Origin of the sequence: Nonomuraea sp. NPDC049625 (assembly GCF_040675285.1) — a bacterium.
Lineage (GTDB): Bacteria > Actinomycetota > Actinomycetes > Streptosporangiales > Streptosporangiaceae > Nonomuraea > Nonomuraea angiospora_A.
The window spans coordinates 1,249,589-1,261,794 of record NZ_JBFAOQ010000001.1; the positions used below are offsets into that span (position 1 = coordinate 1,249,589).

At 69.5% G+C, this 12,206-nt stretch carries 14 protein-coding genes; 8 read left to right on the forward strand and 6 right to left on the reverse strand.

Features of this window, described 5'->3' with window-relative positions; translation table 11 throughout:
• The first annotated feature begins 17 nt into the window (after nt 1–17).
• From AB0J87_RS06050 to AB0J87_RS06060, 3 genes are all read left to right on the forward strand, one after another.
• Nucleotides 18–1,400, forward strand: coding sequence for an MFS transporter (locus AB0J87_RS06050; RefSeq protein ID WP_363962821.1), 1,383 nt, complete (start codon nt 18–20; stop codon nt 1,398–1,400).
• 82 nt (nt 1,401–1,482) lie between these two features.
• A complete protein-coding gene (locus AB0J87_RS06055; RefSeq protein WP_363962822.1) occupies nt 1,483–2,397 on the forward strand; it encodes a hypothetical protein in 915 nt (304 codons plus the stop codon).
• A 124-nt stretch (nt 2,398–2,521) separates the two neighbouring features.
• On the forward strand, nt 2,522–4,273 hold the full coding sequence (locus AB0J87_RS06060) for a DEAD/DEAH box helicase (RefSeq protein WP_363962823.1): 1,752 nt from the start codon (nt 2,522–2,524) through the stop codon (nt 4,271–4,273).
• Nucleotides 4,274–4,281: 8 nt separating this feature from the next.
• Here AB0J87_RS06060 and AB0J87_RS06065 read toward each other — a convergent pair whose 3' ends face one another.
• The 3 genes from AB0J87_RS06065 to AB0J87_RS06075 all read right to left on the reverse strand — a co-directional run bounded on the left by AB0J87_RS06065 (nt 4,282) and on the right by AB0J87_RS06075 (nt 7,032).
• Nucleotides 4,282–4,734, reverse strand: a complete 453-nt coding sequence (locus AB0J87_RS06065) for a GNAT family N-acetyltransferase (RefSeq protein ID WP_350730095.1) — start codon at nt 4,732–4,734, stop codon at nt 4,282–4,284.
• A 74-nt stretch (nt 4,735–4,808) separates the two neighbouring features.
• Complete coding sequence (locus tag AB0J87_RS06070; RefSeq protein WP_350730097.1) at nt 4,809–5,948, reverse strand: hypothetical protein; 1,140 nt, start codon at nt 5,946–5,948, stop codon at nt 4,809–4,811.
• On the reverse strand, nt 5,938–7,032 hold the full coding sequence (locus AB0J87_RS06075; RefSeq protein WP_363962824.1) for a helix-turn-helix domain-containing protein: 1,095 nt from the start codon (nt 7,030–7,032) through the stop codon (nt 5,938–5,940). The genes AB0J87_RS06070 and AB0J87_RS06075 overlap by 11 nt, the downstream gene beginning before the upstream one ends.
• A gap of 478 nt (nt 7,033–7,510) precedes the next feature.
• On the opposite strand from AB0J87_RS06075, the gene AB0J87_RS06080 reads away from it, so the two are divergent.
• Both AB0J87_RS06080 and AB0J87_RS06085 read left to right on the forward strand, forming a co-directional pair.
• Nucleotides 7,511–7,651, forward strand: a complete 141-nt coding sequence (locus tag AB0J87_RS06080) for a hypothetical protein (RefSeq protein ID WP_350730099.1) — start codon at nt 7,511–7,513, stop codon at nt 7,649–7,651.
• Between the two features lie 174 nt (nt 7,652–7,825).
• Nucleotides 7,826–8,203 (forward strand): STAS domain-containing protein, encoded by a 378-nt coding sequence (locus AB0J87_RS06085; RefSeq protein WP_363962825.1) that lies wholly within the window; start codon nt 7,826–7,828, stop codon nt 8,201–8,203.
• On the opposite strand, the gene AB0J87_RS06090 is transcribed toward AB0J87_RS06085, so the two are convergent.
• The 3 genes from AB0J87_RS06090 to AB0J87_RS06100 all read right to left on the reverse strand — a co-directional run bounded on the left by AB0J87_RS06090 (nt 8,204) and on the right by AB0J87_RS06100 (nt 10,770).
• Entirely contained in the window at nt 8,204–8,716 is a 513-nt protein-coding gene (locus AB0J87_RS06090) for a hypothetical protein (RefSeq protein ID WP_363962826.1), read from the reverse strand.
• A gap of 133 nt (nt 8,717–8,849) precedes the next feature.
• On the reverse strand, nt 8,850–9,419 hold the full coding sequence (locus AB0J87_RS06095; RefSeq protein WP_363962827.1) for a nicotinamidase: 570 nt from the start codon (nt 9,417–9,419) through the stop codon (nt 8,850–8,852).
• Between the two features lie 61 nt (nt 9,420–9,480).
• Nucleotides 9,481–10,770, reverse strand: coding sequence for a nicotinate phosphoribosyltransferase (locus AB0J87_RS06100; protein WP_363962828.1), 1,290 nt, complete (start codon nt 10,768–10,770; stop codon nt 9,481–9,483).
• 40 nt (nt 10,771–10,810) lie between these two features.
• Between AB0J87_RS06100 and clpS the strand changes: the two genes are divergently transcribed.
• The 3 genes from clpS to AB0J87_RS06115 are packed head-to-tail and all read left to right on the forward strand — an operon-like array spanning nt 10,811 to nt 12,068.
• Nucleotides 10,811–11,104 (forward strand): ATP-dependent Clp protease adapter ClpS, encoded by a 294-nt coding sequence (gene clpS, locus AB0J87_RS06105; RefSeq protein WP_185071427.1) that lies wholly within the window; start codon nt 10,811–10,813, stop codon nt 11,102–11,104.
• Between the two features lie 28 nt (nt 11,105–11,132).
• Nucleotides 11,133–11,657: a DUF2017 domain-containing protein gene (locus AB0J87_RS06110; protein WP_350730108.1), complete on the forward strand. Its 525-nt coding sequence runs from the start codon at nt 11,133–11,135 to the stop codon at nt 11,655–11,657.
• A 9-nt stretch (nt 11,658–11,666) separates the two neighbouring features.
• A complete protein-coding gene (locus tag AB0J87_RS06115; RefSeq protein WP_350730109.1) occupies nt 11,667–12,068 on the forward strand; it encodes a M67 family metallopeptidase in 402 nt (133 codons plus the stop codon).
• Nucleotides 12,069–12,206 lie beyond the last annotated feature (138 nt).

Consider the following 12,206-nt stretch of genomic DNA (forward strand, 5'->3'; position numbering starts at 1 on the left):
CAAACTACGATATGTAGGTGACAGGTCCAAAGGCACTCGACACTCCCTACGAATCCACCCGCATCCTCAGCCCCGAATACCGCGTCGCGACGGCCGGCATCGTGCTGACCATCACCCTGGTCGCCTTCGAGGGCATGTCCGTCGGGGTCGTCATGCCGGCGGTGGCCCACGAGCTGAACGCCCTCGACCTGTACGGGATCAGTTTCTCCGCCTTCCTCATCGCCAGCCTCTTCGCGAACGTGGTGGCGGGCCTCTGGTCGGACCGCCGCGGCTACCAGTTGCCGTTCCTGTCGGGGGTGGTGCTGTTCGTGGCGGGGATGGCGCTGGCCGGGGCGGCGCACTCGGCGGGGATGTTCCTCGTGGCGCGGGCCGTGCAGGGGCTGGGCGCGGGCGCCTCGATCGTGGCGCTGCTCGTGATGATCGCGCGGGTCTATCCGGAGGCCCTGCGGCCCAAGGTCTTCGCGGCCGTCTCCGCGGCCTGGGTGGTGCCCGCCATGGTGGGGCCGGCCGTGGCCGGGTTCGTGGCCGTGCAGTGGGGCTGGCGGTACGTCTTCTACGGGATCATCCCGCTGGTCGTGCCCGCGCTGGTGATGCTCGTGCCCGCGCTGCGCATGCCGTCCTCCTCTCATGAGCCGTCCACCGGCCCGCGCTCCAGGCCGGTCGCGATGACGCTGGCCGCCACCGCCACGGCGGGCGGGGCCGGGGCGCTGCTGCAGGGCGTGGACCTCCTGCACAGACGCCCCGTGGTCGGGGCACTGGAGGCCGTCGCGGGCCTGGCGTTCCTGGTCTACGGGCTGTACCGGCTGCTGCCTCCCGACGCGCTGCGGTTCGCGCGCGGGCTGCCCACGACCGTGCTGATGCGGGGCTTCTTCTCGGCCGCCTTCTTCGGGGTGAACTCCTTCATCCCGCTCGCGCTGCAGGAGGTGAAGTCCTTCGACCTCAAGCTCGCGGGGATCGCGCTGACGACCGGGGCGCTGGGGTGGTCCGCGGGGTCGTTCCTGCAGAGCAGGCGGGAGGGGGAGGCGTACAGGCGGATCCGGCTGGGGGCGGGGTGCGTCACCGTCTCGATCCTGATCTGCATGCTGTGCGTCGTTCCCGGGGTGACCGGCTGGGTCGCGGTGCCCGCGTGGATCGTGGCCGGGTTCGGGATGGGGTTCGGCATGACCACGGTCAGCGTCACCGCGTTGCGGCAGTCCCCTCTGAACGAGCAGGGGGCGAACTCCGCCGCCCTGTCGGTCACGGACATGCTCGGGTCCGCCCTGGCGATCGGGGTCGGGGGCGCGCTGGTCAATCTGATCGGTCACGCCCCGGACGAGATCGCCACCGGGTTCGTCGTGATCTCGCTCCTCATGGCCGCCGTCGCCCTCGGCGCCACGCTCCTCGCCGGACGCACCCGCTGATTTCCGCCCCTCCTGTCACACCGATCACGGTTCTCCTGACCATCGCCGCGCGGGGTGATAGGACAGCGGTCAGGGAGGTGCCATGGAGGATGACACCGAGGACGACCGCCGGGTCTGGCCGCCTCAGCCCGCTCCCAGGCATCGCCGTACTCCTCCGCGGTACGCGTGGGGCGCGCCCCACGAGGAGGAGCCGCGGCGGGGGCGCACGGGCCCTCTTGAGGCCGTGCCGGACCCCGACCCGGAGCCGGTACGGCGGCATGCCCGGTCCAGCGGTCCTGAGCCGGTCCGCGGCGAGCCCGACCCGCTGGACCTCGGGCCCGAGGAGCCGTGGAACCCGCAGATCCGCAGGACAGCCTCGTACGGCCTGGACCGCGAGTTCGAGCCCTGGGAGTCGCTTCCCCCGTCCGCGCGCCTCTACGGCTCTCCGGCGGACCCCGGGCGGCGCACGGGCGTGCCCGGGAGGACGCTGCGGCGCTGGGTGGTCGTGTCGGTGGCCCTGCTGGCAGGCGTGGGCCTGGTGGCGGGGGCGACCGTCGTGGTGCTGCGGATCACCGCGCCTTCGGCGGAGAGCGGGCAGCTGAGCGACTCCCTGGCCAAGGTTTCGGTGGCGCTGCCACAGGGGTGGAGCCAGGCGCCGGTGCCGCCCGTGACGGGCTTCACCTCCGTGGCCAGGGACGGCGGCGGCGGGCTCGTCATGGCCAGGCCCGTCACAGGGGCCGTGGCGGACGCCAAGAAGGCCACGGCGGAGGCGGCGGAGCTCTACTCCCGGCTGCTGCTCAAAGGAGACCGGGTGACCGTCGTCGAGGACAAGGAGCTCCCCGGAGGACACACCCGGGCGCTGCGGGCGGAATATCAGGATGTGGCCAACCGGCCGGCGTTCCTGAGAGTGACGCTTCTCACTCGCGCGGGCTCCGCGGTCATGCTCCTCGGGCTGCTCCAACCCGAGGAAACCGCACGCAGACAGGCCCTCGACACGGTCATGACGAAGATCAAATGACCCGCATAGCACGCGGGGAAGAGCTTGGCCAGAATCCTCAACTCACGGCACGTCTTGTCGGTCGGCCCGATTACTATCGGGTCACTGTGAGAGAGCGAAGCACACCAACCCCAGAGGTGATGCGGTGAGCACCTTCGCCGCGTCCCACCTTTCGCCTTCCTATCCCGACCGAGCAGCATGGGGCACCGCCCCCAAGCTCCGCGCGTGGCAGCAGGAGGCGTTCGACCTCTACTTCAGGCGCGAGCCGCGTGACTTCCTCACCGTGGCGACCCCGGGCGCGGGCAAGACGACCTACGCCCTGCGCATCGCCAGCGAGCTGCTCGCCAACGGCGTGATCAGGTCGATCACGATCGTCACGCCCACCGAGCACCTCAAGCGGCAGTGGGCCGACGCCGCCGCGCGGGTCGGCATCGGCATCGACCCCGAGTTCAAGAACAGCCAGGGCACGACCTCGCGCGACTACACCGGGGTGGCGGTGACGTACGCGCAGGTCGCCATGCACCCCGCGCTGCACAGGGCGCGCACGGAGGCGCGCAAGACGCTGGTGATCTTCGACGAGATCCACCACGCGGGCGACGCCAAGTCGTGGGGCGACGGCGTGAGCGAGGCGTTCGAGCCCGCCACGCGCCGCCTCCAGCTCACCGGCACGCCGTTCAGGTCCGACGACAACCCGATCCCGTTCGTCGGCTACGAGGAGGACGCCGAGGGCCTCAAGCGCAGCGTCGCCGACTACTCCTACGGCTACGGCCCCGCGCTCGACGACGGCGTCGTGCGCCCGGTCATCTTCCTGGCCTATTCCGGCGAGATGAAGTGGCGCACGCGGGCGGGCGACGAGATCGCCGCGACGCTCGGCACGCCGCTCACCAAGGACCAGCTCTCGCAGGCGTGGCGGGCCGCGCTCGACCCGAAGGGCGACTGGATCCGCCAGGTCATGCAGGCCGCCGACCGGCGGCTCACCGAGGTGCGCAGGGGCGTGCCCGACGCGGGCGGCCTGGTCATCGCCACCGACCACGAGACGGCCCGGGCCTACGCCCGCCACCTGCGCAACATCACCGGCGAGGGCGCCACCGTGGTCCTCTCCGACGACCCCGGCGCGTCGAAGAAGATCAAGCAGTTCGCGGCCTCGCCGGACCGCTGGCTGGTGGCCGTGCGCATGGTGTCGGAGGGCGTCGACATCCCCCGCCTGTGCGTGGGCGTCTACGCCACCTCCACCTCGACCCCGCTCTTCTTCGCCCAGGCCGTGGGCCGCTTCGTGCGGGCCCGCAAGCGCGGCGAGACCGCCTCGGTCTTCCTCCCCTCGGTGCCCACGCTCATGGGGCTGGCCAACGAGATGGAGGTCGAGCGCGACCACGTGCTCAACAAGCGGCCTCCCGAGGACGGGCTCGACGACAGCCTCCTGGAGCAGGCCAACCGCCAGAAGGACAATCCCGACGTCCTGGGTGACGAGCTCCCGTTCGAGACGATGGAGACGTCGGCCACGTTCGACCGGGTGCTGTTCGACGGCGGCGAGTTCGGCACGGGCGCGGCGGTCGGCTCGGCGGAGGAAGAGGACTTCCTGGGCCTGCCCGGGCTGCTGGAGCCCGACCAGGTGGCGACGCTGCTGCGCAAGCGGCAGTCCGACCAGCAGGCGGCCAGGCGCAAGCAGGAGGAGGAGCAGCCGCGCGAGACGCTGGCGCCGCACGAGCAGATCGCGGACCTGCGGCGCGAGCTCAACGGCCTGGTGGGCGCCTGGAACCACCGCACGGGTCAGCCGCACGGGGTCATCCACTCGGACCTGCGACGCTCGTGCGGCGGGCCGCCGATCGCGCAGGCGACGGCGGAGCAGATCCAGGAGCGGATCGACACCATCCGCCGCTGGGCCACCCAGCGCCGCTAGCCGCGCGCTCAGCCGAGCTTTCTGACGAGGATGCGGCACAGCTCGGGCCGGAGCTCGAGCCCGCCGTTCGGGTGGTAGACGACGTCGGTGGTCGCCACCTCGCCGTGCGGCCATTCGGCGTAGCCGCGGCGCTGGTACAACCTCAGGGCGTCGGGGTTGTCCAGGCCCACGCCGAGGGCGACCTGGTCGTGGCCGTCGGCCAGGAGCCGCTCCTCGGCGGCCCAGAGCAGCGCGGTGCCGATGCCCCGGTTGCGCATCCAGGGCACGACCTCCAGGTGCGTGAGCAGCGCCACGCCCGGTAAGTGGGTACGCAGCTCGGGCTCCTCCGCGGGCCCCAGCCACATGTAGACGTCGCCGACCGCCACCCCGCGCTCCCAGGCGACGAGCAGGGCCCCGTGACCGGAGTCCTGCCTGGCGAGCCGGTCGGTGAAGTAGCCCTCCTGCCCGAGCGAGTCGACCATCGCAGGGAGGTCCGTATGGACGGCCTGACGGATATCACGTGGCCCCACGGACGACAGATTCCCGGTTCGCCCACTTATGAATCAAATGAGGTCCACTGGCGCAATAGTGGTGCACCAGGTCTGACCAGCCATTTCATGGCATCGGCCACGCTCGGCCCGAGTTGCGGGATCCTGGCGAAGTGATCGGCCCACTGGTCGCGGTCCGCCGCCCACGCCTCCAGGTAGTTGACGCAGAACTGCGGCGTGATGCGGTTGAGGCGGCCCAGCGCGGCCAGCAGGGACTCCTCCATGGCCCGGCGGCTCGTCGTCGCGTCCGGCGGGAGCTCCCTGACGCGGCGCAGCACGTCCTTGACGAAGTCGCCGCGCCTGGCGAGGGCGCCGACCCAGTACGCCGGATCGGCGGCGGCCTGCCAGCCCGTGCCCCCGCCCCCGTCGAGCAGCCAGTAGACGCCCTCGGCCAGCACGTCGCCGAGCTCCTGGTCCCGCGCGCGCATGGGGCGGTCGAAAGGGTCGTACGGGCGCTGCTTGACCATCCCCGTGACCGCGAGCGGGCGCACCGACTTCTCACCGAGCAGGTAGAACCAGTCCTCGTTGTAGATGTTCGGGAAGAACGAGGGGCCGCGGGTCGTCTCGACGGCCAGGGCGCCGCCGCCCACGAACGACTCCTGATGCCCGCCGGTCAGCCGGTGGGCGTGGCACACCACCGAGTTGTCCGGGTAGCCGCCGATGTGCATGCCCACGGCGTCGTACGAGTCGAGCAGGGCGGCCGCGTGCGCGACCTCCTCGTGCCCGCCGACCTCGATGTCGTCGTCCAGGAAGACGATGCGCCGCCAGCCCATCAGGCGGGCCAGCAGCAGCCCCGTGTTCCGCTTGGCGCTGAGGTCGGTCGCGCGGGCGAACGGCGTGCCCTTCAGCAGGGCCGTGGTCGCGAAGTCCGGCAGGTTGAGCCGGGCCACGTTGTCGATGTCCACGGAGATGAACTGCAGGCCGGCCGGCATCAGGAGGAGGTCCGGTTTGCTCCACTTGCTGTGCAGGGTCACGAGGGGGCAGTCCAGGGCGATCGCCAGCCGGATCGCGTGGCTCAGCCAGACCGGATGCCTGATGGTCGGCACGACGATGGCGTCGACGCGGCCGGACTTCGCGACTCGCGGGTAGACCTCGATCAGATCCCGGTGGGAGCCGTGGTGATGCTCCGATCCGACCTCAGTCCCCACGAGAGGGCTCCGACCACTCATGCAGCCGGAACGTGTTCAGGGTCCAATCAGGAGTGACGACCACGCGGTCCCTGATCCTGACGCGCGTGAGAATGCTGTAGGCCGCGGCGGTGCCGAAACGTGCCCGCAGATAGACGGCGTTGCGGTCGCGGAATCGCTCGTCGGTCAGGGCCCGCACCGCACCGTAGACGCCTCTGCCGTACATCCCATTGCAAATGGTCAACGTGCGCTCGACATTGTCGGGATTGACGCCGCGGTAGAAGAACCCGACGTCCTCAAGGAGTTGCAGATTATCTCCGGACCCGGCGGTGACGGTGTAGTGCCGGCGCGTGTCGCCCCCCTCGATGACCTCGAAATACGGACCCTTTTCCCCCTCCCAGTCGGGCACCTGCCGCACCGGGAGTTCTGCTTGCGCGAGCACCGCCCCGGTCACCGCGTTGTAGTCGACGCCGCCCAGGAGCACCACGTGCGTCGTCAGGTCGTCGGAACGCAGATCCTCGGTGGAGACCAGCTTCACCGGGCTGCGCGGATTCGCGGCCCGGAGATGGCCCCACAGCTCGAAGAGGGAGTCGAGGTCGGAGTACTTGTACAGCTCGATGTAGTCGGGGCTCGACGGGTCCGCGTACGGGATCTTGGTCCGGTCCTCCTCCGGGACCTGCGAGCAGATGACCGTGATCGGCTCCCCGTCCCGGAAGTGCCAGGGGCCGGCCTGGAGCGCGTCCCGCGCCGCCGGCTCGGCGTTCTCACCCGACGCCTGGGACTTCAGCGCGGCCTGGCGCAGCCGGTCCAGCTCGGCGAGCAGGTGGCGGTGGTCCTCGAGCTCGCCCGCCGTCAGGTCGGACACGGGGAGCACGCGTGCCGTCCCGTTGGAGATCGATCGCTTGGTCGCGAAGAACGCGGCGTACTTCTCCAGCCGGTGTAAGGGCGGGATCTTGCTCGCATGAGCCGACTCCCACGACGAGATCAGCGCGACGCTGACCTGGAACGCCTCGCGCAGCTGTGCCTGGGTGACGCGCCGGTCAGGCCAGTGGCTTTCGCGCAGCTCGCGCAGTCGGCGCGCCAGCGCGGAATTGACGCCGCTCATGCCAGCCCCATTGGTGTGAACTTCAGTAATCTCTAGTGAACATCAACCTGGCGGCGGAATCGATGAAGAATCCGCAGCTAAGGCCTAACAGAACAGCCAACGTGCACAAACGGGTGAGCACAAGAGCCATCAGTCTAACCATTCAGCTGTCACCGCCGTGTACGAATAGGGCGGTTCAGTCGGGGTAAACCTCTAATTGGAGAAGATTCACTGAAGTTAGCTGAATATGGGTGGAGGTGGTTCGTGGCGAGGGTCCGATGAGCCACACCCGGCAGGAGCGGCATCCCCAAGCAGAAAGACAGCGGAACACCCCCGCGACGAGCCCAATCATCGGCGGAGGTGCCCGCGAGCGAGGTTTCTGTCAGAGCGCGTCTCCGCACCAGGGAAAACCTTCATGACCACACTAGTCCTCCACCTCTCGGTGGCAATACCAACATCAACCGATACCAGAGCCTTGACCCTCTTCCTCCTGACGACCTTGATCACACTGGCAGCGGCGGCCATCCGCTGGATGGTGAAGCGGGCGAACGTCGTCATGGTGATCAGCGGGACGGGCGTCCTGGTGATCGTCCTATCCGTGCTGCTCGCCGCCTACGTGATCACCTTCGGGACAGCCTGAGGGAGCCGTCGCGCGCGGCGCTCCGCCCCCCGGCGCTGCGCGCGTGCCGGTCGCGTGTGACGATGGGTGACTCTGTGCGTTTGGCCACAGAGCGGCGCTCATCTGTTAGAAACTCGACGGAAGAGGCAACAACCACTCTTGGCTTGTCTCGGGATACGCAGAAGGACTTTGCCCATGTCGTCTGAGGTCACCAGAAAGCCGATGCTGACCGTGACTTCCGGCCTCTCGCGAAACGCCGTCATCCTCAAGCTCGAGGGCGAGCTCGACGTCAACGTCCTGCAGGTGCTGCGCGAGCACCTCGAACCCGTCTGGGCCCTTCCTCCCAAGCCCTTCCTGATCCTGGACCTGGGCGAGCTCTCGTTCTGCGACTCCATGGGGATGAACGAGCTCGTCGGCGTCATGCAGCGGTGCGAGTCCAGAGGGACCCGGCTGCTGCTCGGTGGGGTTCAGGGGGTCATGGCCAGGGTGCTGTCGATCACCGGGCTGCGGCACGCGTTCGAGGTCTTCGCCCGGCTCGACGACGCGCTGCGGCTCGCCGTGGCCATGCCCTGACTACGTCTGGGGGATACGCCGCCCGGTGCGGCCATCGGTCAGGACGTAATCCGGCTTCTCCCGCAGGGGAAGCTTCAGCGCGGCCCGGCCGCTCTCGACGCGCACCGGCAGCGTGAACACGCGCTGGTGGTGGCCCGTGAGCGCGGCCGGGTGGCTGCCGACGTTGGGCCCCTCGTACAGCCATAGACGCAGTCTGCGCCCCTCGGCCCGGACCACGACCTCGGCCGCCCCGCACTCCTGCGGCGCCGCCGCCCAGGTCAGCACGATCTCGTGGGCCACCTTCGCCGAATGGGGGACCGGGACGCGCTCCTGGCAGGAGGCCACGAGGTTGGCCACGATCGCCGGAGGGGCGGGGGCGGGCCGCTCTTCGGCGCCCATCGCGATCGTCCCGCCTTCCAGCAGCACCAGCGTGACGACCGCGGCCACCCGCTCGCCGGCGCTCCCCCGGACGAGCAGCCACAGGCAGAGAGGACCGAGGACGAGCCAGGCCGCACCCAGGGAGATGGCCAGCATGAATCTACCTCCCGCGAAAAGGAGTTTGTGACTCTCCGTATTACTACGGCTCCGGAGGGGGTTCGTCCTCTTGAATATCACATGAACGCAGCGTTGCCTACCGCATACGCCTCGTGATCAATGGTGATCCCGGTCACCCCAGAACGGGCGCCCCCCGGAGGGTGGCGCCCGCGTCCTTCAGCTCCGCCAGCGCCACCTCCGTGGTCGTCGGGGCCACGCCGGCCGTCAGGTCCAGCAGCACCCGCACGGCCAGCCCGTGCTTGACCGCGTCGAGCGCCGTCGCGCGCACGCAGTGGTCCGTGGCGATCCCGACCACGTCCACCTCGTGCACCCCGCGCTGCCCGAGCCACTCGGCCAGCGGGACCCCGTCGCTCGACAGGCCCTCGAAACCGCTGTACGCGGCGGCGTAGGCGCCCTTGCTGAACACCTCCTCCACCTCCGCCACGTCGAACGACGGGTGGAAGTCGGCTCCCGGGGTCCCGGCCACGCAGTGCGCCGGCCACCTGGAGACGTAGTCGGGCGATTCGGCGAAGTGGTCGCCGGGCGAGATGTGGTAGTCGCGGGTCGCCACCACGTGGTCGTAGCCGTGTTCGGCCATGTGGCGAGTGATCGCCGCCGCCACCTCCGAGCCGCCGGCCACGGGCAGGCTGCCGCCCTCGCAGAAGTCGTTCTGCACATCGACGATGATCAATGCGGTCCCCATATTCAGCACTCTAATAACAGGGCCCGCCGTCCGACCCGCCGCCCCGCTGCCGCGGGGAGGGTCAGGCGAACTCCGTGGGGATGGCCGCGTACCCCCTGCCGAGGTGCAGGGCCTCCTGGGGGAGGGTGGCGACGGCGGCGGCGTGGCGCTCGCGGGCGGCGGGCAGGGGCTCCCTGCCCACGACCTGCCCGTCGCGCACCAGCTCGTGCAGCAAGGGGATGCCGCCTTCCGGGGCCAGGCCGCCGGTGGTGATCAGCTCGGTCTCCACGCTGCCCACGTCGTCCAGGAGCCGGTACGCCTGCTTGCGGCCCCCGCGCGACGGCTTGCCCACCGAGCGCTTGGCCACGGCCTCCAGCTTGCCCGTGGCCGTCTCCCTCGCCACCAGCTTGTACACCAGGGCCGCCGTGGGCACGCCGGACCCGGTCACCAGGGACGTGCCGACGCCGTAACCGTCGACGGGGGCGGCGGCGAGCGCGGCGATGGCGTACTCGTCCAGGTCGGAGGTGACCAGGATGCGGGTCTCGAAGGCCCCGAGCGCGTCGAGCTGCTCGCGCACCTCCTGCGCGGCGGCGGCCAGGTCGCCGGAGTCGATGCGGACCGCGCCCAGCTCCGGCCCCGCCAGCTCCACGGCCGTGCGCACCGCCTCGGCCACGTCGTACGTGTCCACCAGCAGCGTCGTCTTGCGGCCGAGCGAGGCGATCTGGGCCTCGAACGCGTCCTTCTCCGAGTCGTGCAGCAACGTGAACGCGTGCGCCGCCGTGCCGGCCGTGGGCACGCCGTAGGCGTACCCGGCCATGAGGTTGGAGGTGGAGGCGAAACCGGCGATGTACGCGGCCCGGGCGGCGGCCACGGCGGCGGCCTCGTGCGTGCGGCGCGAGCCCATCTCGATGATCGGCCGCTTGCCCGCGGCGTTGGTCATGCGGGAGGCCGCTGAGGCGATGGCGCAGTCGTGGTTCAGGATCGACAGGGTGAGGGTCTCGAGCAGCACGGCCTCCGCGAAGGTCCCCTCCACGATCATGATCGGGGAGGCGGGGAAGTAGAGGTCGCCCTCGCGGTAGCCGTAGACGTTCCCGGAAAACCGGTAATCGGCGAGAAACGCCAGAGTGTCGTCGTCGACGACCTGCCTCTTCCGCAAATAGGTGAGTTCTTCCTCACTGAAACGGAAGCGTTCTAGCTCGTCCAGGACACGTCCGGTCCCGGCGACAACCCCGTAGCGCCTGCCACCCGGCAGATGTCTGGCGAACACCTCGAAAACGGCGCGCCTGTGCGCCGCCCCGCTCCGGAGCGCCGCCTGCAGCATCGTCAGCTCATAGTGATCTGTGAGCAACGCAGTGCTCATGGTCATTGTCACGACTCGAAGACTACGGCCCAGATAGGGCAGACTCGGGGATGTGGGTAGCACCGCTCCAATCGCCGTTGAGCGTCCGTCATCGGACGTCCGGCCCGATCTGCCATGGGTGACCATCGTCTGGAACGACCCGGTCAACCTCATGTCCTACGTGACCTATGTCTTCCAATCGGTCTTCGGCTACACGAGAGAGAAGGCCGAAAAACTCATGCTGGACGTACACCACAAGGGCAAGGCCGTCGTGTCCAGTGGCACGCGGGAAGAGATGGAACGCGATGTGCAGATTCTCCACTCCTACGGCCTGTGGGCGACGGTCCAGCCGGACTCGGTCAAGTGAGGCACATGAGGTCAGTGAGGCGGCACGCGTGACATCGGGGTTTTCGTCGGGCAAGGGCGGCGTCGTCGTCGCGGAGTTCGAGGCCGCGGAGGTCTCGCTCCTGCGCTCGCTCGTGTCGATGATGCTGGGCATCGTGGAGCCGGGGCGGACCAGCGACGACCCGCTGGAGCGGGCGCTGGGCATCGGCGGGGGAGAGGCGCCGACCGACCCGGTGCTGGCCAGGCTGTTCCCGTCGGCGTACGAGGACGAGAAGGATTCGGCGGAGTTCCGCCGCTACACCGAGGCCACCCTGCGCGACGGCAAGCGGGCCGACGCGCAGACCGTCTTCGACACCGCCAGGTCGGGCCGCGCGGAGCTCTCGCCCGAGCAGGCCCAGGCCTGGCTGCGCTCGCTCAACGACGTGCGCCTGACGCTCGGCACCAAGCTCGACGTGACCGAGGAGGTCCACGACGAGATCGCCGTGATGTCCGAGGACGACCCCCGCTACCCGGCCTACCTCACCTACGACTGGCTGACCTACCTCCAGGACAGCCTGGTCCGGGCGCTCTGGTAGCTTCCGGGCATGCTGTCGATCTCGCAGGAACTGGTGGACAAGATCGTCGCCCATGCCCGTGCCGACCACCCCGACGAGGCGTGCGGGGTGATCGCCGGCAGGAACGGTGTCCCCGAGCGGTTCGTCCCGATGGAGAACGCCGAACGCTCGCCCACCTTCTACCGCTTCGACTCCATGGAGCAGCTGCGCGTCTGGCGTGAGATGGACGACCGCGACGAGGAGCCCGTCGTGATCTACCACTCCCACACGGCCACCGAGGCGTACCCGTCGCGCACCGACGTCTCCTATGCCTCCGAGCCGGACGCCCACTACGTCCTGGTCTCCACGCGGGACGAGGACAAGGTGGAGTTCCGCTCATACCGGATCCTCGACGGAGTGATTACCGAGGAAGAGGTAAGGTTTCTCCCATGATGGTCAGGCCGGTGCAGAGTTTCCTCTTCGCGCATACTCCTGCCGTCGTCGTCTACGACTGTCGGATGAGAAACCTGCAGCTCCACTGCCGCTAAGGCGGCAGCCCTGACGAGCAGGTTTCTTACCGGAAGATCCCGC